General features: G+C 36.0%; 24 protein-coding genes. 15 read left to right on the top strand and 9 right to left on the bottom strand.

Features of this window, described 5'->3' with window-relative positions; translation table 11 throughout:
• Nucleotides 1-4 precede the first annotated feature (4 nt).
• From PZ898_RS20795 to PZ898_RS20770, 6 genes are all read left to right on the top strand, one after another.
• On the top strand, nt 5-535 hold the full coding sequence (locus PZ898_RS20795) for an NAD(P)H-dependent oxidoreductase (protein WP_062675412.1): 531 nt from the start codon (nt 5-7) through the stop codon (nt 533-535).
• On the top strand, nt 536-1,114 hold the full coding sequence (locus PZ898_RS20790; protein WP_062675413.1) for a TMEM175 family protein: 579 nt from the start codon (nt 536-538) through the stop codon (nt 1,112-1,114).
• 1 nt (nt 1,115) lies between these two features.
• On the top strand, nt 1,116-1,334 hold the full coding sequence (locus PZ898_RS20785; RefSeq protein ID WP_120233505.1) for a (4Fe-4S)-binding protein: 219 nt from the start codon (nt 1,116-1,118) through the stop codon (nt 1,332-1,334).
• Nucleotides 1,334-1,729: an OsmC family protein gene (locus tag PZ898_RS20780; RefSeq protein WP_062675415.1), complete on the top strand. Its 396-nt coding sequence runs from the start codon at nt 1,334-1,336 to the stop codon at nt 1,727-1,729. Before PZ898_RS20785 ends, PZ898_RS20780 begins: the two co-directional genes overlap by 1 nt.
• 1 nt (nt 1,730) lies before the next feature.
• Complete coding sequence (locus PZ898_RS20775) at nt 1,731-2,018, top strand: GNAT family N-acetyltransferase (RefSeq protein WP_174525205.1); 288 nt, start codon at nt 1,731-1,733, stop codon at nt 2,016-2,018.
• Between the two features lie 186 nt (nt 2,019-2,204).
• Nucleotides 2,205-3,764: a sodium:solute symporter gene (locus PZ898_RS20770; protein ID WP_062675416.1), complete on the top strand. Its 1,560-nt coding sequence runs from the start codon at nt 2,205-2,207 to the stop codon at nt 3,762-3,764.
• Between the two features lie 72 nt (nt 3,765-3,836).
• Here PZ898_RS20770 and PZ898_RS20765 read toward each other — a convergent pair whose 3' ends face one another.
• On the bottom strand, nt 3,837-6,074 hold the full coding sequence (locus tag PZ898_RS20765) for a reprolysin-like metallopeptidase (RefSeq protein ID WP_277694150.1): 2,238 nt from the start codon (nt 6,072-6,074) through the stop codon (nt 3,837-3,839).
• A gap of 337 nt (nt 6,075-6,411) precedes the next feature.
• Between PZ898_RS20765 and PZ898_RS20760 the strand changes: the two genes are divergently transcribed.
• The 3 genes from PZ898_RS20760 to PZ898_RS20750 all read left to right on the top strand — a co-directional run bounded on the left by PZ898_RS20760 (nt 6,412) and on the right by PZ898_RS20750 (nt 8,865).
• Nucleotides 6,412-6,930: a hypothetical protein gene (locus PZ898_RS20760; protein WP_277694149.1), complete on the top strand. Its 519-nt coding sequence runs from the start codon at nt 6,412-6,414 to the stop codon at nt 6,928-6,930.
• 108 nt (nt 6,931-7,038) lie between these two features.
• Nucleotides 7,039-7,890, top strand: a complete 852-nt coding sequence (locus PZ898_RS20755; protein ID WP_277694148.1) for a transketolase — start codon at nt 7,039-7,041, stop codon at nt 7,888-7,890.
• A gap of 30 nt (nt 7,891-7,920) precedes the next feature.
• Nucleotides 7,921-8,865 (top strand): transketolase family protein, encoded by a 945-nt coding sequence (locus PZ898_RS20750; protein WP_062675421.1) that lies wholly within the window; start codon nt 7,921-7,923, stop codon nt 8,863-8,865.
• 190 nt (nt 8,866-9,055) lie between these two features.
• On the opposite strand, the gene PZ898_RS20745 is transcribed toward PZ898_RS20750, so the two are convergent.
• The 5 genes from PZ898_RS20745 to PZ898_RS20725 all read right to left on the bottom strand — a co-directional run bounded on the left by PZ898_RS20745 (nt 9,056) and on the right by PZ898_RS20725 (nt 12,183).
• On the bottom strand, nt 9,056-9,574 hold the full coding sequence (locus tag PZ898_RS20745) for a hypothetical protein (RefSeq protein ID WP_277694147.1): 519 nt from the start codon (nt 9,572-9,574) through the stop codon (nt 9,056-9,058).
• Complete coding sequence (locus PZ898_RS20740) at nt 9,552-10,031, bottom strand: hypothetical protein (RefSeq protein ID WP_277694146.1); 480 nt, start codon at nt 10,029-10,031, stop codon at nt 9,552-9,554. The genes PZ898_RS20745 and PZ898_RS20740 overlap by 23 nt, the downstream gene beginning before the upstream one ends.
• Before the next feature lie 156 nt (nt 10,032-10,187).
• On the bottom strand, nt 10,188-10,721 hold the full coding sequence (locus PZ898_RS20735) for a DUF4303 domain-containing protein (RefSeq protein WP_277694145.1): 534 nt from the start codon (nt 10,719-10,721) through the stop codon (nt 10,188-10,190).
• Nucleotides 10,722-10,861: 140 nt separating this feature from the next.
• Nucleotides 10,862-11,815 (bottom strand): DUF3829 domain-containing protein, encoded by a 954-nt coding sequence (locus PZ898_RS20730; protein ID WP_277694144.1) that lies wholly within the window; start codon nt 11,813-11,815, stop codon nt 10,862-10,864.
• A gap of 47 nt (nt 11,816-11,862) precedes the next feature.
• Complete coding sequence (locus tag PZ898_RS20725) at nt 11,863-12,183, bottom strand: import component protein (protein ID WP_062675425.1); 321 nt, start codon at nt 12,181-12,183, stop codon at nt 11,863-11,865.
• 238 nt (nt 12,184-12,421) lie between these two features.
• Here PZ898_RS20725 and PZ898_RS20720 point away from each other — a divergent pair, with 238 nt between their 5' ends.
• The 6 genes from PZ898_RS20720 to gwsS all read left to right on the top strand — a co-directional run bounded on the left by PZ898_RS20720 (nt 12,422) and on the right by gwsS (nt 18,175).
• Complete coding sequence (locus tag PZ898_RS20720; RefSeq protein ID WP_277694143.1) at nt 12,422-14,272, top strand: hypothetical protein; 1,851 nt, start codon at nt 12,422-12,424, stop codon at nt 14,270-14,272.
• 616 nt (nt 14,273-14,888) lie between these two features.
• Complete coding sequence (locus PZ898_RS20715; protein WP_062675427.1) at nt 14,889-15,071, top strand: TIGR04139 family peptide modification target; 183 nt, start codon at nt 14,889-14,891, stop codon at nt 15,069-15,071.
• A gap of 96 nt (nt 15,072-15,167) precedes the next feature.
• Nucleotides 15,168-16,022: a hypothetical protein gene (locus tag PZ898_RS20710; RefSeq protein WP_277694142.1), complete on the top strand. Its 855-nt coding sequence runs from the start codon at nt 15,168-15,170 to the stop codon at nt 16,020-16,022.
• Between the two features lie 4 nt (nt 16,023-16,026).
• Nucleotides 16,027-16,932, top strand: coding sequence for a grasp-with-spasm system ATP-grasp peptide maturase (gene gwsG / locus PZ898_RS20705; RefSeq protein ID WP_277694141.1), 906 nt, complete (start codon nt 16,027-16,029; stop codon nt 16,930-16,932).
• Nucleotides 16,929-17,108: a hypothetical protein gene (locus PZ898_RS20700; RefSeq protein WP_062675430.1), complete on the top strand. Its 180-nt coding sequence runs from the start codon at nt 16,929-16,931 to the stop codon at nt 17,106-17,108. Before gwsG ends, PZ898_RS20700 begins: the two co-directional genes overlap by 4 nt.
• Nucleotides 17,105-18,175 (top strand): grasp-with-spasm system SPASM domain peptide maturase, encoded by a 1,071-nt coding sequence (gene gwsS / locus PZ898_RS20695; protein WP_277694140.1) that lies wholly within the window; start codon nt 17,105-17,107, stop codon nt 18,173-18,175. Before PZ898_RS20700 ends, gwsS begins: the two co-directional genes overlap by 4 nt.
• Nucleotides 18,176-18,259: 84 nt before the next feature.
• On the opposite strand, the gene PZ898_RS20690 is transcribed toward gwsS, so the two are convergent.
• The 3 genes from PZ898_RS20690 to PZ898_RS20680 all read right to left on the bottom strand — a co-directional run bounded on the left by PZ898_RS20690 (nt 18,260) and on the right by PZ898_RS20680 (nt 24,102).
• The gene (locus PZ898_RS20690) at nt 18,260-18,637 is read right to left on the bottom strand and encodes a hypothetical protein (protein ID WP_062675432.1); all 378 of its coding nucleotides are present in this window, start codon (nt 18,635-18,637) and stop codon (nt 18,260-18,262) included.
• 69 nt (nt 18,638-18,706) lie between these two features.
• Nucleotides 18,707-19,177 carry an AsnC family transcriptional regulator gene (locus tag PZ898_RS20685; RefSeq protein ID WP_002984446.1) on the bottom strand — a complete coding sequence of 157 codons (471 nt, stop codon included), beginning with the start codon at nt 19,175-19,177 and terminating at the stop codon, nt 18,707-18,709.
• Between the two features lie 134 nt (nt 19,178-19,311).
• Nucleotides 19,312-24,102, bottom strand: coding sequence for a translocation/assembly module TamB (locus PZ898_RS20680; protein ID WP_277694139.1), 4,791 nt, complete (start codon nt 24,100-24,102; stop codon nt 19,312-19,314).
• Between the last annotated feature and the right edge of the window lie 3 nt (nt 24,103-24,105).

Here is a 24,105-nt window from a genome sequence, read left to right as displayed (position 1 = left end):
AACTATGAAAATATTAGCATTTGCCGGAAGTACATCTTCCACCTCTATCAACAGGGAACTGGTAAAATTTGTTCTGAAAGATTTTCAGGATGAGGAAATCAATCTGATTGACCTCAACGATTTTACAATGCCCGTATTCTCTGTAGACCTTGAAAAGAAAGGTTTTCCTGATGAAGCCCACCAGTTTTTAAAAGCGATTGAGGAATGTGATGTAATCATCTGCTCACTTGCTGAGCACAACCGTTCTTACAGTGCAGCTTTTAAAAATGTTTTTGACTGGGCTTCAAGAATTAACGTAAAAGTATTTCAGAATAAACCAATGCTTCTGATGAGTACCTCTCCCGGAGGTTATGGAGGCGGAAATGTGATGAATACAGCAAAAACATTTTTTCCACAGTTTGCAGCAGATATCAAGGACACTTTTTCACTGCCCAAATTTTATGAAAACTTTGATATGGAAAGCGGTGTCATCAATCCCGATATGCTGAATGATCTGAAAGGTAAAATACAAAACTTTAAAAATCAGATAAAGTAAATGAACAAAGGAAGACTGGAGGCGTTCAGTGATGGTGTCCTTGCTATTATTATTACCATTATGGTACTTGAACTGAAAGTACCTGAAGGAAATAGCTGGGCCAGTGTCAAACCTCTTCTTCCTAAGTTTCTGGCTTATATTTTCAGTTTTATTTATGTAGGAATCTACTGGAACAACCATCATCATTTGTTCCAGACAGTAAAGAAAGTAAATGGCAGCATTCTTTGGGCCAACCTTCATCTTCTGTTCTGGCTTTCTCTGATGCCAATTGCTACAGAATGGATCGGGACGACAAATTTTGCAAAAAACCCCGTTGCAGTCTATGGTATAGGGCTCATTATGTCGGCCATTGCCTACACTATTCTGGAGCATGTGATTATCCGTTGTGAAGGAGAAGATTCAAAACTGAAAGAAGCCATCCATTCGAAATATAAAGAGTATATCTCAATTGTATTTTATGTCCTGGGAATCGCTACTTCATTTTTTTATCCTTATATTGCCATAGGTTTTTATTATATCGTGGCTCTTATATGGCTGATTCCGGACAGAAGAATCGAAAAAACATTAAAAGAAAATTGATATGGAAACACACGAATATCCTAACGGAAACATTACTGTCATCTGGCAGCCTAAAAAATGTATCCATTCTGCCATATGTGTAAAAACACTCCCCAAAGTCTACGATCCTAAAGAAAGACCTTGGATAAAAGCAGAAAACGCAAGTCCCGAAGAACTAAAAAATCAGATCGACCTATGCCCATCAGGTGCATTAAGTTATAAATTCAATACAGCAAAATAATGGCGGTAACAGTAAAGGCAAGTTTAGGAAAAACAAAATATTATACAGAAGTAACAGCCGGCGAGAATACAATTATTACGGACGAACCGATTGATAAAGGCGGACAGAACAAGGGTTTCAATCCGCTGGAAATCCTGGCTACATCACTGGCAAGCTGTACAGCAGCAACCTTGAGAATGTATATTGAAAGAAAGGAATGGGATATAGAAAACATCAATGTAGAAGTAGAGCTTGAAAACTTTCCATTAACAAAAAGAGCGGTCTTCAAAAGAGATATCAGTTTTGAAGGTATTCTGGATGATGAGCAGCGTAAAAGACTGCACACCATTGCGGATGCATGCCCTGTTCACAAAATATTAACCAACGACATAGAAATACTAACTAAATTCTCATAACATGATCGAAGTAAAACAAAACAACGACGAAAAACACGGAAGTTTTGAAGCTTTCATAGATGGAAAACGCGCAGGAATGATGACCTATACCTGGGCCGGAGAAGAAAGATTTATTATAGACCACACCGAGGTGGAAGAAGCTTACAACGGAAAAGGAGTAGGCAAGGAAATGCTTCTGGCAGCCGTAGATTTTGCCAGAAAAAATGATAAGAAGATTATTCCCCTCTGTCCTTTCGCTAAAGCAAGTTTCCAGAAAAGTGAGGAACTTCAGGATGTTTTAGTGAATTAGTCACTGTATTACACCCTTACCATACAAACCTTTCAGATCGATCTCTGGAAGGTTTTTGTTTTTAAAAGTAAATCACTGCTTACAAGTAAATTAACCATCACAATTTGTTTTGACACGAACAGGAATTCAAATTCATGATTCACGACTGATCTTTTTTATATATTTGCTAAAATTTAAAAATCAAGCATGAATCCAGGAACTATCCTTTTGCTATTTGTTTTCGTCTATTTTATCGGCCTTTTGGTGATTTCTTATTTCACCAGCCGGAATTCTGATAACCAGTCTTTTTTTATCGGTAACAAAAAGAGTAAATGGTGGCTCGTAGCATTCGGGATGATAGGAACCAGCTTAAGTGGGGTTACTTTTATTTCCGTTCCGGGAACTGTCGGAAAAATGACCGGCTCCGAATACATTTACGGAGGTTTTGAATATTATATGATGGTGATAGGATTCTTCATCGGATATTTTATTGTGGCAGCAATATTACTACCACTCTACTACAAGATGAATCTGACTTCTATTTACACATATCTGGGAAAAAGATTCAATGTAGAAGCGCATAAAATAGGTTCTATCTTTTTTATTATTTCAAGAGCAATTGGAGCTACTGCAAGATTATACCTGGTAGTGAATGTTTTACAGATATTCTTACTTGAAGGATTGGGAGTTCCGTTCTGGGTGACTTCTCTTGTTCTTCTGTTAATGGTACTTCTGTATACTTTTGAAGGCGGTGTAAAAACCATTGTTATTACAGATACGCTGCAGACTTCTTTTATGATCATCAGTCTTGTAGCTTGTATTGTTTATATTTTATCCAACCTGAATCTGTCGTTTGGTGAAGCTTATACGATTCTTGAACAGAAAAATTATACTCACTTCATCAATTTTGATCCGAATTCCAAAACCTTTTTCCTGAAAACCATTCTGGGCGGAATTTTCATTACCATTGCTATGACAGGGCTGGATCAGGAAATGATGCAGAAAAATATCTCTGTGGATAATCTTAAGAATTCAAAGAAAAACATGTTGACTTTTGCAGGAACACTTCTTATTGTGAACCTTGCCTTCTTATTCCTGGGAGGATTATTATACCTCTTTGCTCTACAACATGGAGCAGAATATGGGACTATAAACGGTGAAACAGTAACGAATATTTTTGGATTTAAAGATCCAGCAGGAAACATTAAAAACGTAATGGGAGATGACCTTTTCCCCGCTTTATCACTTCAGGGATATTTTCCTATGGCTATTTCTGTTATTTTCATCATCGGATTAATTTCAGCCTTATTTCCTTCTGCAGATGGGGCTCTAACAGCTGTAACCAGCTCATATTGTGTAGATTTATTAAACCTTAATGAAGATAAAACAAAAACTGAAAAAGAGAAGAAACGCCTTCGTATGAAAGTACATTTGATTTTCACCGTAGTGTTCTTCATCCTGATTATGGTTTTCAAAGCATTGAATGACAAATCTATCGTCTATCTGATCATGGAAATTGCAGGATATACTTACGGACCGCTTCTTGGACTTTTTGCTTTTGGAATTTTCACCAAGTTCCAGATTTCAAGAAAATATTCCATCCTTACGGTTACCCTTTTGGCACCTGTATTAACTTATTTAATCAATCTGGCTGTTACTACTTATACCGATTATAAAATCGGAGTAGAACTCATTGTTTTAAACGGATTACTAACCTTCATTGGTCTGTGGCTGGTAAAAAACAAACAACATTTAAGAGTTGTTTAAAATAACATACATTCCAAAAAAAGACTGTCCTCTATTGAAGACAGTCTTTTTTATTTGAATCAAGGAAATAGATTATTCTTTAATCCACTTGATTGTTTTCTCGAGATTTTTAGATTTCACTTTAACAAGATAATCTCCCTGAACAAGATGTGACAAGTCAAAAGACCCTGTTTTATCATGATTCAATTTGTTTTTTGCCTGAGTGAACACTAATTTTCCGCTTACATCATATACTGTAATATCATATACTTCATTTGAATTGGTAAATTTCACATTCAGAAGTCCTTTACTTGGATTAGGATATACCACAAATACATCTTTATTGGCAGAGGTTTCATTCACCCCTAATGTCTGGGTAATGGTAAAGTTGATTGGATTAATGTTATAGAAAACATTTGTTTCTGCAGCAACCATAATTCTTGCCTGTGTGGTATTTACGTTAGGAATAGTAACAACTTCAGAACCATCGTTCGGAGTGGAAGCCAGGATCAGTGTAGGATAGGTAAGCCCGCCATCTGTAGAAAGGTAAATATTTACAGTAGCGGCATTCACCGGAAATGAAGTTGTATTGGCTACGTCCCAGGTTACTGTCTGAGTAGAATTACCGGCCCAGTTTACCGCTGTAGTAGGTGCAGTTACGTTAAAAGGTCCGGAATTTCCATCAACAGTAATAATAGCATCATCATTGGCTACTCCTGCACAACCCGCGTTATTATCTCTTACAGTCAATCTGAACTCCATTGTTCGTGCATAAGAAGGTCTAACTTCTCCTTTGGAAACAGTTCCATTGATTACATCTGTAAGTTTTGGGAAATATCTGTAAGGAACGGTTACAGGTACGTATGATCGGAACAGAGGTGCATTTAATGTTGGTGCATTCCAGTCACCCGCAGGTCCTACATCATTCTGTTCCCAGCTGTAAGTAAGAGGATTGTTATCTAAATCTGTAGCAGATCCTTCCAATCTAAATGGTGTACCTTTAGGAATGGTATAATCTCCTCCGGCATTGACTGTAGGAGCGAAATTGTTGCTTGGAAGTGTTACCTGACAAGTTGTTGACTGAACTTTTGTGGTGATAGACTGATATGATTTAGTATGGAAAGTCGGAATACTGTTAGGAGCGAGGTTATTGGTACTTCCACAAATTCCGGCGTAAGCCATTATGGTAATTCCGCTTCCAGGTTCTACAGCGTTGGTTGCACTGCGGTTTCCTCCTCCACAGCTTCCTGTTGTTGCATTAAAAGTATGTGGCCCCCCAAACTGATGTCCTACTTCATGGGCTACATAATCAATATCATAAGGATCACCAACCGGATTTGGTGAGCCGGTGATTCCTCTTCCTTTATTAGAGTTGTTACAGATTACTCCTAATCCGGCTAATCCTCCACCTCCTGTACTGAAGGTATGTCCGATATCATAATTGGCATTTCCTATCAGTAAGTCAATTTGGGTCTGGCTTTCGTTAATTAATGTTCCTGCACTATCATTTCCTGTGAAAGGGTCCGTAGCCGCACTGGTAAAGATCACATTGGTTTCAGTACCTACTAATACCAATCTTGAAGCAACTTCCTGTTCATATACTCCATTCACTCTGTTTACAGAGGTTACAATGGCTGAAAGAGTCTGTGCTACTGTAGGAGTTGCAGAACCCGTTGCTGCAATTGCATACTGATGGGTACAAGCCACTGCGAATCTGAAAACTCTAATTTGAGTTCCTACGCTTGGAGCTACGGTTTTTTGTTCGCTTTTTTTTTCTAGTGGAGCATCCTGATCATCTTTCAGCCCACATGTTCTTGGATTTTTATCAATTAAATCACTTTTCTTGTAAATGATATAATTACTGACATCCTGTTTTGCATAAGGATCTATATAAGAATCGCCTGCGACTATAGATTTTATCTGCGCATGAAATCCTAACTCTGTAAAATCAAGTTTTAGGGTTGCATACCTGTCATCAATTCCCTGTCCGGTAAAAGTGACAATCTGAGGAAACTTGCTGGCTAATTCCGGAGCCATCACGGAAGATTTCCAGATTCTGAATTTGGCTTTCGTACCATCTGGCATTGGAAGAACAATAATCGGAGCATTTTCTTTGCGGTCACTGTCTTTCAGTTCCGGAACAGAATTGAAATAACTTTTCATTCCGGCCACATCCAAGGTATAGGTAAGTGACTTTTCCGGTTGTACAGTTCTGTTTTTCGGATCTGCTTTGATGGACCTCTCACTGATTACTGTAAAAAAGTCCTGTGCTTTCCCGGAGGAAACGGATATAATGAATATCCCCAGATAAAATAATTGTTTAATTTTCATATATAATGGTATGTAATTTTTATTAATCCCAACATTAAAACCAAAAACAAAAAAAAATAATTAGTTAAAGGTTCATAATTCATGATTATTTGAATTATAAAATTAGTTAAATTAATCTAAATACCACATATTAAAATTCAAAAAAAAGCAATGTTTAGTAGCAAAAAATCAATGATCCTGCTACCACAAAGCATTACCGTTAATAAATATTTTTTATTTTTTTGTATTTGTTTAAGTAACTGATTTTATAGACTTTTGCATTTTAATTATCTTTAACACGAATGATATAAATTAATTTTAAAAAACATCGAAATAAAAAAAACAAAAATTAAAAACTATGAAAAAAATTATCGCAATTTTCACATTTCTATTGACTTTTAGTTTCATGAATGCTCAAGACAACTTTGAAGTCTCAACATTACGAATTGGCCCCTTTAAAGTTTTCATGCCTAAGGTTGATGCTGAAAAAATAGCGGGAATAAAACTGTCCAACTCTGGCGCAGAGAAAAAAAACATCGTAAAATATAATGGAGAAACTATTCAGATTGATCTTTTTGATAATTACATCAATGAAGCCAACCCGAGTGTTCCTTCCATTACCTACATGACAACAACAAGTAAAAAATTCAAAACCAAAAGCGGAATCGGGGTGGGAAGCACCAGAGATGACCTGATCAACACGTATAGAAGTTACGCCAATTTCAGTGTACGCCCGGACTGGGACTCCAATGGTAAGCCGATTAAAGATGCCGGTTATTTTAATCTTGAAGACAGCCAGGCAGGAACTTTATTAAGCTTTAAATTCGTTAATAATATAGTAACTGAAATCTCTGTTTATCTTAACGAAGGCTGTTAAAAGCGGGAAAATATTCAAATCATACTAAATCCGGGTTTTATATCCGGATTTTGCATTTCCATAAGCCGGTAAAAAATTGTAAATTCGCATGCAAATAAATCAGATATAATGAGTAAAAGTATCGAAGAGTTAAAAACTCTTACTACGCAGATCAGAAGAGACATTTTAAGAATGGTTCACGCTGTAAATTCAGGACACCCTGGTGGTAGCTTAGGGTGCACAGAATTCTTTACAGCCCTTTACGGAAAGGTAATGAACTATAAACTTCCTTTTACAATGGAAGGTAAGAATGAGGATCATTTTTATCTATCAAACGGACACATTTCTCCGGTATTCTACTCTACTTTAGCAAGATTTGGTTTCTTCCCTGTAGAAGAACTAAGTACTTTCAGAAAATTAGATTCAAGATTACAGGGACACCCAACAACGCACGAAGGCCTTCCGGGAATCAGAATTGCCTCAGGTTCTCTTGGACAAGGACTTTCCGTAGCATTAGGGGTAGCTGATGGTAAAAAATTAGATGGTGATCAATCTCTTGTTTACTCTCTTCACGGAGACGGTGAGCTTCAGGAAGGTCAGATCTGGGAAGCATTGATGTATGCAGCTGCTAAAAAGGTAGATAATATCATTTCTACAATTGACTATAACGGTCGTCAGATCGATGGTGATACAGATGATGTATTAAGTTTAGGAAATCTTCATGCTAAATTGGAAGCATTCGGATGGATTGTTCTGGAAGAAAAAAATGGTAATGATCTTGAAGCTGTGATTGCAATTCTTGAGAAGGCAAAAACAGAAACCGGAAAAGGAAAGCCGGTAGCAATTCTTCTTCATACAGAAATGGGTTACGGAGTTGATTATATGATGGGATCTCATGCCTGGCATGGTAAAGCTCCTAATGATGAGCAATTAGACACAGCATTCAAGCAATTGTACCTAGAAACTCCGGCTGATTACTAATATCTTAACATCTCGATTAATAAAATAAAAATGAAATATACATATACAGAAAAAAAGGACACGCGTTCAGGATTCGGAGCAGGATTAGCTGAACTGGCTGACAAAAATCCTAATGTAGTAGCACTTTGCGCAGACCTTATCGGTTCTTTGAAGATGGAGAAATTCATTGAGAAAGCTCCTGAAAGATTCTTTCAGATTGGTATTGCAGAAGCAAACATGATGGGGATTGCAGCTGGTCTTAGCATTACAGGAAAAATTCCTTTTACAGGAACTTTCGCTAACTTCTCTACTTCAAGAGTATATGACCAGATCCGTCAGTCTATCGCTTATTCTAACAAAAATGTAAAAATCTGTGCTTCTCACGCAGGTCTTACTTTAGGAGAAGATGGAGCTACTCACCAGGTTCTTGAAGATATCGGTATGATGAAAATGCTTCCTGGAATGACCGTGATCAATACTTGTGACTACAACCAGACTAAAGCTGCTACTTTAGCGATTGCAGATTTTGAAGGTCCTGTATATTTAAGATTCGGAAGACCGGTAGTTCCTGTATTCATTCCGGAAGATATGCCTTTCGAAATCGGAAAAGGAATTATGCTTCAAGAAGGTACTGATGTAACGATTGTTGCAACAGGGCACCTTGTATGGGAATCTCTTGTAGCTGCTGATGAGCTTGAGAAAGAAGGTATTTCTTGTGAGGTTATCAACATTCACACGATTAAGCCTCTTGATGAAGAGATCATTTTAAAATCTGTTGAAAAAACAGGTAAGATTGTAACGGCTGAAGAGCACAACTACCTTGGTGGTTTAGGAGAATCTGTTGCAGGTATGTTGGCAAGAAAAAGACCTACAAGACAGGAATTTGTGGCGGTAAATGATACTTTCGGAGAGTCTGCAACACCAGCAGAATTGATGAAGAAGTATAAAATTGATTCTGCTGCAGTAAAAGAAGCTGTAAAGAGAATTTTAGCTTAATAGTTTAAAATAAGCTATTTTATATAGACAAAACCCGGCGGTTTCTTCGAAACCGCCGGGTTTTTTGTTATTGTGTATCAACCACCCCGTCAAAAATTCTTTGAATTTTTGCCACCCCTCCAAGGGAGGGGAATGGTTATACCTCCATTCTTCATCGTATTAGTTTTTACCCTGCTTTTCGGTACTTGTTTTATTGTTCTTCCTGATTCAGGGGAATTCCTACAGCAATGAGAACAGGACATAAAATTTCTTTTATATACTCCTCCTCTCTTCTGTTAGAAGCTTTAGATCCGGAAAAATAATTACTGATTCTGTAGTTTTTTACAAACTGATTTCTCTTTTTCCCGATGGAATAATAATATCCACCTCTTTCATCGTTCACAAAATAGGTCATTTCATCAAAATTCATGAGCTTTTTGGAAAGTAACAGTTTTCTGTAAATACACTTTCCCGATTTATCAAAAATATATTTCACAGGAATTCTGAAAAAGAGGTCAAACAGAAAGTAGATCATATAAACACTCCATAATCCCATGGCAATTTTGAACTGATCTCCGGATATTTTATCCATAAAATAATAGATGATCACAGGAAGCGCAATGACTCCCAATGCCAGCCATCCAACCAAAGTGCGCAGAAAACTGTAATTGGGCATAAAGCTTATTTCTCGTCCGTTTTCTTCAAACTTATAGCGGTCTCTGATGTCCATTTTCAGGATGATTAATGTTCAAAATATCCTCTGTTTCATTGACCATTTTCTGTATTCCTTTCTGGGTAAGCGCCTGGCCTATTGTAAGCTGTTTTTCTTTTCCATCTATTTCAAAATAAACAGACAGCATTACATTAGTGGTAATAAATCCCATATATTTTGTTGCCACCACATGAAAATTTCTGAAATTCTCAATCGGATATGTTCTTGCCGGAACAAAAATGGTATGTTTTCCCGTAATTGTTTTACGGTCCATATCAATGATAAATTTCTTGGTAAAGAAGTTGACTACAATAAGTGCAACTACCGCCATAATAATATAGCTCCCGGTTCTTATACTATTAAAAATGAGTCCTGCAATGACCAGAAAAATAATACAGAGCACTGCAATAAACACCGGCTGGTTTCTAAAAATATATTGATTTCCTTCTTGCTTATAAAATTGATAGTTGTTCATAATGAATGTAATTGTTCTTAATATTTTGGTTGGGAGTTGAGTCTAATGTTATAAAAAGCATGTATAGAGATTGTAATGTATAAGAGGCTTCTGAGACAATTATTTTATCGGCTTCATATGTATATATTTAAAGTGTTTTTTTAATTCTTCATACTTTTAATTGCCCCAGGTAGCCATCCAGTCCAGATATTCATGTTGGTATTCATTATCATTCAGTCTGATGATAAGGTTTTTCAAGTCTTCTTGCACAAACTCATAATCTGAAACCGTGAAAATCAGGAAAATATCTTTGCTCGTGACATTTGTGAAAAAGTTCTCGTTTTTAAGTTTTTCTAATACTTCAATACAGCTTGAATATAGTTTAGCCTGAAAACTCTCAAACCATTGATCATCGTCATCGTGCTTACTAAGCTCTGCTCTCAACTGAGTGCAGATTATATCAAATTCTTTATCGGCACCTTTCATTTCGTAAGTCCATTCTGCCGGTTCATATTTATAATAAAGAGCATCTTCTTCATCTGCATTCTCCATTACTTTCAATGTATTGGCAGCAGGGCAAACTGTCATTGCTCCTTCATCGCTGTACAGTGCAAAGCTGTAAATTCCTTCTGCTCCATGCTTTTCATACACTTCTAAAAAAGCTTTCCTTGCAGCATCTTCAATCTGCTGTTTCAAAATTTCAAAATCCATACTTCTTTTCTTTTCTAAAATGGGCGGTAAAATTACCTTTATCCTGTTAAATCAGTATATTATATTCTTTAAAGGTATAGCCAGTTTCATGATTATAGCTAGCTGTTTTTATTATATATAATCCAGCCGGGAATTAAAAATCAATCTACAAAAGTGTTATAACGGTCAAGAACATATCCTGCTTCTCTTTCCAGGTTATCAAGATCACGGTTTAGATCCTGACTATTTTCGTTTAGGCTTCGCTGTACGATTCTCATTTTACCCAGGAAATCATTGACAGAACTGTTGAATGCCTGATAACTGTTTTCCTTCTGCTTTTCTGAAGACGGAATTTTTTCATTGATGTTCCTTTTATATAATTTTTCCATCTGCTCGTATTGGTGGGAAAATTTGTTTTTATAGGCATTCATATCCGCTACATCGTAGGAATCATCAATAATTTTCTGAGCCAGCTCCATAACCTCCTTAGATTGAATGATCTGTGTTTTGAGCGGATGATCTTTAAGCATCTCAATTTCTGCTTTATTTGCCTTTGGGGAAAGCTTAGTGAATAAGTCATTGGCCGCTGTACGGTTTTCTTTAATAAGTTGTATTGCTTTTTCGTTGATTTCGGCGACTTTCTTTCCTTTATCATCTTTCCAGTCCTCTGCCTGTTTGTAAGTGTCCAGTTCTTTTTTTAAAGATTCCAATCGGACCATTGTGTCCTTCATCTTATCCACAAGTGTCTGAAAATTCTTTCCCAATACATCCGGAGCCTTTAATTCCTGACGGGTGTACAACATCACTGAAGGCGTAAATATGGGCATAATACCGGAAGCTTTTGGATTGGCACCGGCATTTTTCACATAGTCTTCCATCTGTATCAATATATTCTGAAAATCTTTGATAAAATCTGACTGCTCATCATCCATTTTTACAACTTTGTTATTAAAAGAAATAATATCTCTGTTTACATCCCCGGAATTAACACTAAAAGGGTTTACCTGCCCTGAATCATTCTGTGACAGCTTTTCTTTAACTTTTTCCAATTTATCGCATGATATAACAGAAAAGCTAAAAAAAAGCATGCCTGCGATGATTAATGGTGTTTTCATAATTTTATATTAAATGTTAAATTGGTGTTTCCAAAAATTTTTGAATCCTATCCGATAAAAGAAAATTTGTCCTCAAATATTTTCCCTATTAATGGCAAAGGCTTTTCAACATTGTTGGCTGCATTAATGATTCCGATAATCATCAATACCAAAGGAATCAAACCCAATATTCCCAGAATTCCGATTTTAGTAACCATCAATACAATATTGAGAATGATAGATAAAAAAATAGAAAAAAGAATTAATCCCAATGATTGTTTCAGATGGTATTTTAAAAGGCTGTTCGACTTTTCTTTTCCGATAAAGAAGGATATCAGCCATCCGAAAAGCGTAATGTAAGAAACAATTGATAAGGTTTTGTTGTCCATAGCTGTAAAATTTTAAATTAATATTCTTTGATTTTTTCTGGCCCTAAATTGCAGAAGAAAAAGATCCCAGTCTTGTTTTATGCGACTACAAAACATATTCAACCCCGATCACAGATGACTACAAAATGTCTACAAAAACATTCAAAAAGTTAATAATCAATAAATTACAAACAACACATAGCTCTAGTTTTTCAGACAGGAAATTGACAGATGTCTACAAATTTTGTACTTTCACCTTATGAAATTAAAGTACTTACTCTTATACTGTATACTTTTTATCTGCACATTATATCCCGCACAGAATGCATTTATTGATGGCCTTAAAAACCAATTGAGAGGAGATCATATTTCTACTGCAGAAAAATTCAGAATTTACAATGAACTTACCGAATATTACAGAGTTAGCGATCAATATCCTACAGCTGAAAAATATGTTCAGCAGCAACTTGATCTTGCTAAAAAAGAAAATGATTATGCTGAAGAAGTAAAAGCTCTCAGTCAAAAAGGAGTCATTAAGCTTAATCAGTCTGAATATGATAAGATTCCTCCTATTCTGGATGCTGCGAATGCAATTGTTCAAAAGAGTCAAAATAAAACTGCGGAACTATATGCCACTTATCTGAATATCTACTACAGAAATGCACTTGGCGAACTTGAAAATACAATCAGGCTTGTTCAGAAAGTCCTTCCCATCGTTGAAAAACAACCTTCCGAAATCTTATTAAATGCTAAGCTCAATTATCTTCTCTACGGAATCTATACAGAATGGAACGATGCTGAAAATGCCACAAGATATGCCAAAAAATCCAAAGAACTTGCTGAAAAGGCAGGAAACAAAAATTTACTCAGCTCTACCTATTCGGCGCTGGCTGTCTGCTACTCCTTTCAATATGAGAAAAGTGGAAACTCAAAAGATCTGAAACCCGTCATAGAGATGTGTAAGAAAGCTGTTGGCCTGTACCATCAATTTCCCGGTCATGTCTCAGCCCATGTACATGCAATGGCCTTACTGAATCTCACCAACTATTATCTGAGCTATCCGGTTATGACTCCTGAAATCCGTGAGGAAATTCAGAATAACGCCCACGAAATCCTGACCCTTACGCAGCATACGACCCTTAATCAGAGTATGCAGGCAGGTGCACTTGGTGTTTTGAGCAATCTCGCATCACGGGATCATAATGATACTTTATCAGAGCATTATCTTTTGAAAGCGGAACAGATTCTGCTTACCCAGCAACCGGTTTATTACCATGTTATGATCAATGTGGTGAAAGATCTTGCCCAGCTGTATGCAAAACAAAAGAAATATCAGAAAGCTTATGAATATGAATCAAAGTTAACAGAATACAGCAATCTTCTCTTTGATGAAGGGCAAGCTGAAACCGCAAAAAGATTGGAAGCTCAATACCAGTCTCAGAAAAAAGAATCTGAACTCAGATCTCTCACCGAGAAAACAGCCATTCTGAAAAAAGAGAAACTCCTTTATATTATATTGGGAATCATAGGATTAACTGGAGCCTTTTTTATGTTCCGTTCTTATCATTTTAAACTGCGGTATTCTATAGAAAGAGAAAATAAACTTGATACAGAAAAGCATGAAGCAGAAATGCAGGTAAAACTTCAGGAGCAAGAGCAGGCAAGATTAAGGGCAGAACAGGAACTTCTTACGCTTCAGCAGCAAAAACTTCAAAGTGAGGTACTGGCCAGCCAGCTTCATATTCAGCATAAGAATGAGGTTCTGCAGCAGCTTCAGACCCAGCTTTCCGATACGGATATTAATATTCATCAGGTGGTAAAGGGAGAAAATCGGGTTGACAATGATTTTGAAAAAATCAGATTTACTATTCAGGAACTGCATCCGGATTTCTTTAAAAACATCAGTGAAAAAGCCCAGCAAAAACTTACTGCTCTGGATCTGAAATACTGCGCCTATATTTATCTGGGAATGGATACAAAACAGATTGCCAACCTCCTCAATGTAGAGCCCAAGAGTGTAAGAATGACCAAATACCGCCTGAAAAAGAAGTTCGGGCTGGATGAAAATACTGCTTTAGAATCTTTTTTCCAGGGAGTATTCTCTGAGTAAACGCCCCATATTTTATTTCTATTTCAAATTAAAAGCTTTTTAACCTCATGTTGAAAAGCTTTATTTTTATATCTCAGGTTCCTTTGCACGGATTCAAATTTTAAAAACCCAGGGTTTTCTGCAAAAATTGATATGATGCTTACCTCGTTTTCGGATTAAAAAATGTCATTTTAAAACAAACAAATCACCAGAAGCATACAAATTGTGGACAAAATAAGTGACTCAGCATCTTATTATCGCGCTAAAATCATCTGTTTTCCGATATTGTACAATAGAAAATATTACCATGCAACCTACTGTTAAAGCCTGTAATTTTCTTTTTATGGCTGGCATGCAATTTATACTTTTTCGAATTTCAAATATTTCACCAAAATACAACTACCATTCCGAGTAAAATTTGCATTTGTGTATCAAGTAAAATACAAATCATTTACACATTTTATCCCCATTAAGTGACCTAAATATTTATAGTTTTATCCCATCAACGTTGATGAAATATATTCTTCAAATTTAAAATGTAAGTGTACAGTGCATGATAAATAGGTAGAATTATTCACCCAGGTCAGGGTTTATTTGACACAAATGATTCATATAAAAACAATTAAAAATTACACACATGAAAAAATTAAATGGAATGAAGAGAGACTTCTCTTCTTTGGAAAACAAAAAAATGAAAAATCTACAGACTATTAAAGGTGGAGAAACTGCTATCAACTATGTTGCCACTAACAAAGGAGAATGTTATGACAAAGAAACGTGGATTGACCACACTCTTGATTCAACTTTAGAAATCTGCTAAGATCAATAAAAGTGTTAATATATTGTCTAGGGAGGAAAATAATTCCTCCCTTTTACCAATAAGAGTATAGTTAATCCAATAAATACTGATCACCTAATGAAACGAAATTCAATTTTAATATTCCTTCTCATTATTCTTTTCTTTATTCTTTCCTGCAAAAACAAGGATTATATTGTTTATTATAACAGAGTGAATGAAATTGATAGTCTTTACCGGATTGCTAACCAACCCGAAAAAGCAATAATGCAGTATAAGAAATTATTCAAAAAATACACTCCAAAAAATCAGGAGCGTATCAAAGAATATGAGACTTATATTAAACTGGCAGATCAACATCAAAAGAATTTCGGTGGGAAGAAAAGTCTATACAAACTTATCCCTCTGATTGCTCCTTACGAAGGGTCATATGGAAGTTATTTCGGATTATTTAAAAAGTATGGTATAGATAGCACCGAGGTAAAACAGAGAATTGCAGACTGGAAGAAAGGTTTGAATAAGCGACTGGTAGATTCTTTCAGCATTGCTTTTGTCCGTGATCAGGCGGAAGGCAGGAGAAATCCTCAGCTCATGGAAAAAAATGACAGAATCAATGCACAACTGTTAAAATGGACCTTTGAAAACTACGGCTATCCTTCAGTACAAAAAATTGGTCTTATAGGAAATGGCGGTGTGTTTATGCCTATGCATCCCTTGTTCAGTCACATGATAGGTGAAAAAGAATATCCTTATTTCAAAGCAAAAATGCTGGAATATATAAAATCCGGAGACTGTATTCCAAAAGACTATGCTAATATGGTAGACCGTCACAATCTACAAATAGATAAAGTAGAAATGCCTTATGGCTCTTATCCAAGTTATAGTGCTATTATTGATACTATGAAAGTAAACCGTAATAGGAAAAAAATAGGCTTGCCTGCTTTAAAACGTATATCTAAGGTTCAAAAAAAATGACAATATGATTCTTATTATTTCCAACAACAATGAAAGAACCACTAATAAAATTATAGAATGGCTTCTTGAAATGGAAAAGGAATTCATCCGTATTCATGAAGATGAAATTTTTGAAATTGCAGTGGAGAACAAAAAAATACTGTTAAGGAGTAGCAGAAATTCTTTTTTTCTGGATGAGATCACAAGCGTGTGGTACAGGAGAGGCAGATTAAAAATCAAACGCTTAAGGTATGAAAACCCTTCTGTAAATACTCATATGAATGAAGTACAGCATTGGCTGGAAGATTATGTAAGAACAATACTGGAGTCCAAAAAACATATCAACAAAGCAAGTAATAGTGATATTAATAAACTCCTGGTATTGGAAGAAGCAAAAAAAATAGGTTTAGAAATTCCAGAATATTATCTGGCAGATAATACGGATCAGGTTTCTCTGGATAAGACTATTGTAAAAACCATTGGTGGAAATCCTATTTTGGATGACATTGATAAAGATTTAAATGGTATTATGTATACCTCAACGGTACACAAAAGAGAGAAAGCAAAGTTCTTCATTACATTCTTTCAGGATAAGATTGAAAAAGAATTTGAAATCAGAACATTTTATCTCAACGGAAAATGCTACTCGATGGCTATTTTTTCTCAAAATGATGAACGGACCAAAACTGATTTCAGAAAATATAATCTAGAAAAACCTAATAGAAATGTTCCCTACAATCTTTCCTCTTGCATTGAAGAAAAAATTAAACTTCTGATGCAGGCATTGGACCTTAATTGTGGATCACTTGATTTTTTAAAAGGAAAAGATGGCAAGTTTTACTTTTTAGAAGTTAATACCATTGGCCAGTTTCTGGGATTGTCTCATACCTGTAACTATTCGTTGGACAAAAAAATAGCAGATTACTTATGAAAATTAAAGTTAAAGAAAAAAACAAGCTTCCGCTTACCTTCAAACATATAGAATCCTTTAATGACCAGAAACCTAAAAAAACTAATGATGTCGTCTATGTTTTAGAATGCAAAAAATATCAGACCAATTATTATATAAGAGAAAGACCTATCAAATCATTGAACCGGTTATTATGAAATACTTCAATTTATTCTCAAACATCCTCGTCACCAAAGGATCCATCAGAATTCTCATTTCAGATCTACAGAGAAATGTATCTGAACTATATCCTCTGGAGTTGTTTGAAATTATACAAGAGCTGAAAAACAAATCTATCGAAGATACAATGATAAGTTATGATGAAGAATCCAAAGAAATAGTTGAGAACTATATCAATCTTCTATTGGAAAAAGAATACGGATTTGTTACTGAAAATGGCTGGGACAGAAATTTTCCTCCTCTCTCTTACGACTATCATGAACCCAATGCTATAACAGATCTTTTTGTCGAAATGGAAGATCTCAGGATCTTAAAGAAAATATATCCATCCATAGAAAATCTTGGAGTTAAACATTTGGTTATTTACAGTTTGAAATCCTTAACCTTAAAAGACTGTATAGAAATTGATGAAATTTTTAAAACCTCAGTTTTATCAGGAATAGAGATTTTCTCTCCGTTTCATCAGAAAATGAACCTATCTTTTATGCAGGCTCTTCAAAAAAACACAGTCAGAATTTACAGTCTCATTCTTTACAATTGTTCAAAACCTCCTTTCAAAGCTAAAGATGAATACCGTTTCTCGCTGCATTTCCTGAAAGATGATCTGAAAATATCTGCGTGTGGAAAAGTGGAACTGAAGTACTTCAATACTAACATTACTAAAGTGACGGAAGCAGTTAACCACAATTCCTGCCTGCATAAAAAGATAGGCATTGATAGAAAAGGTAATATTAAAAACTGTCCACTGATGAATGAAAGCTTTGGAAACATCCAAAAACAAAGCCTTGAAGAAGCCCTCAGTCAACCTGATTTCAGAAAATACTGGGATCTTACCAAAGACCAAATTGAGATATGTAAAGATTGTGAGTTCCGTTATGTCTGCACAGACTGCAGGGCATACACTGAAAACACTCTAAAAAGCAAAGAAGGTCTGAATATATCAAAACCTTTGAAATGTGGCTATAATCCTTATACGGGTGTGTGGGAGGACTGGTCCAAAAATCCTTTAAAACAAGAAATTTTTAATTCCCTGGAATTCAGATAATTTTTTTCATAAACCTTGTTATAATTGAAAACCGCTTCTAAATTAAATTTAAAAGCGGTTTGTTATTTTATTGTATTTGAAACTTTATTTAAAAAACTTCCATTTCGGGATAATGGCAAGCATTCCGAACCCCGTAAACAGGAAAAGATTGGTAACATCCGTATACAAAAATGTAGACAGATAATAATTATGCATAAAGAAATGCAGCACCAGTAACGCCGGAAACATAAAGATTCCTACTTTCCTGTAAAAGAACATCAGTACCAGCCCAATCATCATCAGTACATCAATAGAAAAAATCACATAGAAGTACCACCTCGGAATCTGAAGATATTCATGCTGCAGATATTCATCTACATCGATACCAAGCCCCATTATAGTAAACAACATCAAGGCAGCAAATGCCAGAATGAATCCCCATCCTTTCTTTGGGTCTTCGTCAAAATAGCTGTATTCTTCCATACCTACAAAAATAAAGAACTTATGAGAGATTTCATAAGTTCTTTTATAATTATTCGTTTAAAATTTGACTTACACAGAGATTGCGTTGATCAGTCTGTTTTTGTCACTTAAGAATTCCTCCATAGAGATCATACTTTCAGTTCTCATTACATCCTGAATGTCGTCAATCTGGTAAATAATTCTTTTAGCATCATCAGTATTCTTAGCTCTTACTTTACAGAAAATATTATATTTTCCTGAAATAACGCTAGCCTCGATTACGTTGGGGATTGTTGACAATTCTTTCAATACTTCCTGAGTACGGTTTGATTTTGTCAAAAGGATACCTATGAAAGCTGTAAAGTGATAATCAAGCTTACCATAATCGATGTTAAGAGATGATCCCAAAATAATACCTGCATCTTCCATCTTTTTCACTCTTACGTGAATTGTTCCAGCAGAAACATCCATCTGCTTTGCAATTTCAGTAAAAGGCATTCTTGTGTTTTCTACTAAGAAATCAAGAATCTTCTTGTCTATTTCGTCCAGTTGATAGTTCATATTAGTTAAATTACAATTTCTTTAAAAAATCTATGTATTTTTTGCAAATTTACGAAAAATAATTTAACTAAAAAATATATATCAAATATTAACAATAATTAACACAGATGATAAAAATCATTAAAATATTCTAATTATTTACCTTGCGATTTTATAGAATCTGTTTTTATTTCACCTTTTGCATCTGGAGTTTTTTTGTCTTTTTTCTTCTTTTTAAACAAAGAATTGAAGCTTTTACTCCACACTACCCCTCCGCCATAGGCTTGATTAGCAGAACCGTTTGTACTCACCATTCCGATGTTTGTAGGCTTGGAATAAGCACGTATAACCAATGAGCCGTCATTCTTTTTAGATAAATCGTACTCTACTGACCCTTCCGTAGAAAGGTAATTGTTTTGGGCTCCATCTGTTTTTGATAACGGAATACCCAAACCGGTCTTGATATTGACTCTCGGGGAAAGGGCTACACTTACTCCCGCATTGGCTCTGTCTCCATAATTCGAGTTCTGATCTCCTTTCACATAATTAAGGTCAATCTGAAATTCGTTACTCATTGTATTAAGAACAGATCCCAACTGCTTCAGAAGTATATTATATCCTGAGGATTCCGCTACATTTCCTACATTTACATCGAATCCACCAGTGTTGGATACGTTAAAGGTACTCAATAACAATACAGATCCGAACTGAAGAACCTTCTCTCCTTCCTGGCTCATTTTCGCGGCAAGGGTTTCTCTTACCTGGCTGGATACGTCCATTGCAGTCACATTAAGATCAATCTGAGGGTCTACCAACGACTGGGTAATATGGGCTTGCAGCAAAATACTTATAGGCTGTAGTTTCCCCATACTAAGATATTCTCCTGCATTGGAAACCATTCTTATATAATTGGCATTAATATCCAACGCAGGTTTCATAGCATCCCCATCCCATCTGATACTACTGTTTCTTTCAATCTGGAATGTTTTATTAAGAATGGCTTTAGAGACAAATGTTCCGTTATCTACTTTATAGGTACCGCTCATGGCAATATTCCCCTGTCTGTTCATATGAAACCTCAATGGATCAGCAGATCCTTTTACGGTAATATTTCCCACATCGTCTCCTACGAGTACGTTTACAGTAGTTCCTTTATCTACAGCCAGGTTGAAATCAATATTCATGTTGGCTCCTGTTTTTTTCTTTTCTTCCAGTGTGATCAGACCGTCTTTTCCTTCTTTCAGGAATCTGAGCATTTTAAATTCCTCTACATTGGAAGTGGAGCTGGAATTAAAGGTAAAGGTACTTCCATTGAGTGCCTTCATATTAGGAGTTGTTATGCTTAATCCTGAAACCGGTCCGTCCACGTACAGATCTCCCTGTCCGTAAACTCTTCCCCAGAACAGGTCAAAATCTTTCTGTGTGGTATTCAGCATCAATAGATTATCTGCTCTCATTACCAGAGATACCCCCATTGAAGAAAGGGTTTCAAACTGAATCGCCCCGGAAATATTCCCTTTGGAATTGGTTCTTCCGTCGTGTACTTCAATATTATTGAGGATAGCAAGCCCTTTGGTAAGCTGAATTACGGTATCATCAAATGCATAATCTACTCCGGTAAACAGAAGCTTTAATCCAAAATCTTTTAAAGCAATATCTCCACTATAATCAAGGTTGTTAAGCTTTCCATTGATTTTAAGATCTCCTGTTGCTTTTCCACGAAGGTTTCCAAAAATAGTCTGCACAAACTGCTGCGTAAATGCCAGGTCAAAATCACGCATTTCCGCAGTAAGATCAATAATTGGCGAAGAAGTATTATTATTAACCGTTCCTGTCAGGTTAAGGCTGTTGTTTCCAAGTACTCCGGCAGAGTGAACTTTTACATCAATATCATACACATTCAGTGAGAATCCATTGGTGGCAGAAATAGAGATATCTCCCATATCATCACCATTCATCTTAATATCATCAATGTTAAGATCTACCAGTGGCTGAAGAGTACTTTTATCCATTTTGATCTTAACACTTCCGTTGGCAAGACCTTTAATATCCATAGTATTCCCTCCGGACTGCATTTCAAGAAGCTTCTCTACCGCAAAATCGTTGATGTCTGCATCTACATAAAAGTCTTTTGCTGACTTAAACTGGGCTTCCTTAATAAACAAAGCACTTTTATCGGAATAAACTCTCAGATTTCTGATATCAAAATCTCCTGTTTTCTTTCTGTAGGTAATGGAGTGATCCAATTCGGGGCTTGTATCTATTGCCCATGTAACTTCATTGAATTTTACCTCGGTAGGTTCAAACCTGAATACATAATCTCCGGCTGCATCGGTAGACTGATCCACATTGATGGCGTATTCCTTAAGCTTTTCATTAATCTCATCATCAGGACTTCCATGCTTAAATACAGTGGCTAAATGAAGTGTATTTCCGTTTTCATTATTCCCTTTAAGCTCAAAATCTTTGATCACATTTTTATTATAAATGACTCTGTTGATCTTAGCGTACAATTGCTGGTTAAGGTCTCCCGTATTAATTCTAACTTTAACACTATCCACCATCGCACTATCTCTGCTGAGATTCTTACGGTCATTAATTTTATAATCAGGATTTGAAGATGCCAGCGCCTGATCAGCGTCTGTAATCTCTTCCTCCTTAGTCATAATATATTTTAAAGAGGCTGCATCAAGATTCAGAATCAGATTGTTTGAGTTTCCATCATACTCCCCTTCTACAAGAGCTCCTTGTGGCAATCTCAATTCGGGTAAGAAATAATTGATCAATCCTTGCTGAACATCAAACTTCAGCGCAAAATTCTGTCCCCTGTATAATTTTCTTGGCGGCGGACCCACTAATATTTTTCCAACTCCATTTTCTACCATACCTGCAAGGTCTGCAAGACTGTATTTTCCTGAAATTTTACCTGTAGCAGCTCCCGGAGCATCTACATCAATAACACGACTACCTGCTTCAATAAACGTTTTTAACTTGGCATTCGGAATATTATATTTTTGAGTAGCTGAAGCAAAGTGAAGGTTATTGGCATTCACATCTAAAGTAAGATCGTTGATAGAAGACATGGCCATTTTTCCTTCTACCTGACCACTTACCACCTGAGTCCCTGGCTTATTGGTAAAGTAGTTCATATTCAGATAAGTGACGTCCGCATTAACATCCATAGCAATCCTCGGAGTACTGAAATCGATCAATCCTTTGACTGTAGCTTTTGCCTGTTCATCATTAACAGTGATGAGTCCGTTATATTTTTTATGATCCAATAAACCATCCAGATACAGATTATTGATCGTTTTATCCATAATTTCAATACTTGCAATCTGAGATTTCGCGGTCAGACGCATGGTATTGACATCAAAACTTTGCCCGTTAAGATCAAATTTACCAGAAATTAAGCCTACCGATTTATTCTTAGTGATGACTGAGGTATTGAGATCTTTTACATCAAGATAACCGGAATATTTTGGCATTGCAGTGCTGTAGCCTGTCAGGGTAAGTTTCGAAATTTTCGCCTGCCCGATTCCTGTCATTAAATTACCATTATCCACATAAATCTGATCAGGATTCACTTTAGCCGTTCCATTGTATTTCAGTTTTCCGAAATCATCTGCAAAGTTCTTCATCTTTTTGGAGATGAATGAAGGCATCATTGCTTTTAAATCCTTGTAGGTAAAATCTGTGGAAAGCTCTTTTGTTTCAATAGCAAAATGACCTTTAAGCAGATTGTCTACCTTCATCGTTTTGGTAGCAATATTGACGTCAGGATTTCTGATCAGAAAATTTTCCAGATGAAATTTATTCAAAGGACCAGTCATAACCCCTGAAAGATTGAAAGGTTTGATATTATCCCAGTTGGTAACAAAATAACTGATGTCATATCCGCTTAGCTGGCTTCCCTGCTGAATATTCATATCCCAGCGTACCCTGTCTGCAAAATCTGCCCAGGATCCGTCGTGAAGATTAAATTTGATATCTCCCTGAAGTAAGGTATGATCTGTATTCAGGGTAAGGTCTTTTAATGACAAAAACTGCTTCGTTAGAGACAGTTCTGTTGAAAAAGTATCTACAAAATGAGATTTCCCCCATCTTGAAGTTACAAATGACATATTATTGATTAACGCCGAAACATTCGGACCGTTAACTTTTACGTTCGGAGCTTTTAAGTTAAATTTTGTTGCGGTAAGCCATTTTCCCTGTTCTCCGGGAGAGTTTTCATTAACAATGGAAACTTTAGAATCAATGATCTGAATTCTGGAATTAAGTTGAAAAGGAGGTTTCTTGGGATCTCTTTTCTTCCCGTTGTCAAAGAGTTCTACAAACCTGACAAAATTGGATATACTGTCGCCTTTATAAGTAATCACCTTTACATCGGCATTCACAAGAGCCAGAGAGTTAAAACTTAGAGAATTGCTGCTTCCTGAGATGGCATTTACTGCCAGAGATATCCAGTCTGAATCTGCACGAAACTCACGGGCTGTAATAAAATTAAATCCTTTATAGTCTTTTACTTTTAACCCTTTTATGGTGACATCACCGAAGTAATTTACATCTACACTTTCTGTAGAAAAATCCGATTTAAAATCATTATTTACAAGCTTGAGCGCCTGATCAGCTGCCCATTTTTTAGTTACCGGAAGATTGATGGCAATAAGGACTCCGCCTACAAGGAAAATTCCCAGCCAAAAGAGAATCAAGAGAAGTTTTGCCCACCATGTATAGCTGGTAACATCCTTTACAGCTTGTTTTCCAAATTCTTCAGCTGTTTCCACAGGATGGTGTATCGCATCCGAAGCAAGCTCTGATGCTTCCTTCACTGTTTCCCGTACTTTTCCCTCTACATTTTCAACAGTTTTCTGTACCTGATCCCCTAGGTTTTCAGCTACTGATTTTTTATTCTCATTCTCGTTATTATTCTCTAACTTTGCCATTAT

The sequence above is a fragment of the Chryseobacterium sp. WX genome (genome assembly GCF_029542485.1).
GTDB lineage: Bacteria > Bacteroidota > Bacteroidia > Flavobacteriales > Weeksellaceae > Chryseobacterium > Chryseobacterium cucumeris.
This window is presented reverse-complemented; position numbering and strand designations above follow the sequence as displayed.

Coding starts and splice junctions, on each gene's coding strand:
- gwsG (WP_277694141.1), top strand. CDS start 16,027: ATGATTCTTATTATTTCCAACAACAATGAAAGAACCACTAATAAAATT.
- PZ898_RS20795 (WP_062675412.1), top strand. CDS start 5: ATGAAAATATTAGCATTTGCCGGAAGTACATCTTCCACCTCTATCAAC.
- PZ898_RS20710 (WP_277694142.1), top strand. CDS start 15,168: ATGAAACGAAATTCAATTTTAATATTCCTTCTCATTATTCTTTTCTTT.
- gwsS (WP_277694140.1), top strand. CDS start 17,105: ATGAAATACTTCAATTTATTCTCAAACATCCTCGTCACCAAAGGATCC.
- PZ898_RS20690 (WP_062675432.1), bottom strand. CDS start 18,637: ATGGAAGAATACAGCTATTTTGACGAAGACCCAAAGAAAGGATGGGGA.
- PZ898_RS20715 (WP_062675427.1), top strand. CDS start 14,889: ATGAAAAAATTAAATGGAATGAAGAGAGACTTCTCTTCTTTGGAAAAC.
- PZ898_RS20785 (WP_120233505.1), top strand. CDS start 1,116: ATGGAAACACACGAATATCCTAACGGAAACATTACTGTCATCTGGCAG.
- PZ898_RS20735 (WP_277694145.1), bottom strand. CDS start 10,721: ATGGATTTTGAAATTTTGAAACAGCAGATTGAAGATGCTGCAAGGAAA.
- PZ898_RS20730 (WP_277694144.1), bottom strand. CDS start 11,815: ATGAAAACACCATTAATCATCGCAGGCATGCTTTTTTTTAGCTTTTCT.
- PZ898_RS20680 (WP_277694139.1), bottom strand. CDS start 24,102: ATGGCAAAGTTAGAGAATAATAACGAGAATGAGAATAAAAAATCAGTA.
- PZ898_RS20770 (WP_062675416.1), top strand. CDS start 2,205: ATGAATCCAGGAACTATCCTTTTGCTATTTGTTTTCGTCTATTTTATC.
- PZ898_RS20775 (WP_174525205.1), top strand. CDS start 1,731: ATGATCGAAGTAAAACAAAACAACGACGAAAAACACGGAAGTTTTGAA.
- PZ898_RS20760 (WP_277694149.1), top strand. CDS start 6,412: ATGAAAAAAATTATCGCAATTTTCACATTTCTATTGACTTTTAGTTTC.
- PZ898_RS20780 (WP_062675415.1), top strand. CDS start 1,334: ATGGCGGTAACAGTAAAGGCAAGTTTAGGAAAAACAAAATATTATACA.
- PZ898_RS20700 (WP_062675430.1), top strand. CDS start 16,929: ATGAAAATTAAAGTTAAAGAAAAAAACAAGCTTCCGCTTACCTTCAAA.
- PZ898_RS20685 (WP_002984446.1), bottom strand. CDS start 19,177: ATGAACTATCAACTGGACGAAATAGACAAGAAGATTCTTGATTTCTTA.
- PZ898_RS20740 (WP_277694146.1), bottom strand. CDS start 10,031: ATGAACAACTATCAATTTTATAAGCAAGAAGGAAATCAATATATTTTT.
- PZ898_RS20725 (WP_062675425.1), bottom strand. CDS start 12,183: ATGGACAACAAAACCTTATCAATTGTTTCTTACATTACGCTTTTCGGA.
- PZ898_RS20720 (WP_277694143.1), top strand. CDS start 12,422: ATGAAATTAAAGTACTTACTCTTATACTGTATACTTTTTATCTGCACA.
- PZ898_RS20745 (WP_277694147.1), bottom strand. CDS start 9,574: ATGGACATCAGAGACCGCTATAAGTTTGAAGAAAACGGACGAGAAATA.
- PZ898_RS20750 (WP_062675421.1), top strand. CDS start 7,921: ATGAAATATACATATACAGAAAAAAAGGACACGCGTTCAGGATTCGGA.
- PZ898_RS20765 (WP_277694150.1), bottom strand. CDS start 6,074: ATGAAAATTAAACAATTATTTTATCTGGGGATATTCATTATATCCGTT.
- PZ898_RS20755 (WP_277694148.1), top strand. CDS start 7,039: ATGAGTAAAAGTATCGAAGAGTTAAAAACTCTTACTACGCAGATCAGA.
- PZ898_RS20790 (WP_062675413.1), top strand. CDS start 536: ATGAACAAAGGAAGACTGGAGGCGTTCAGTGATGGTGTCCTTGCTATT.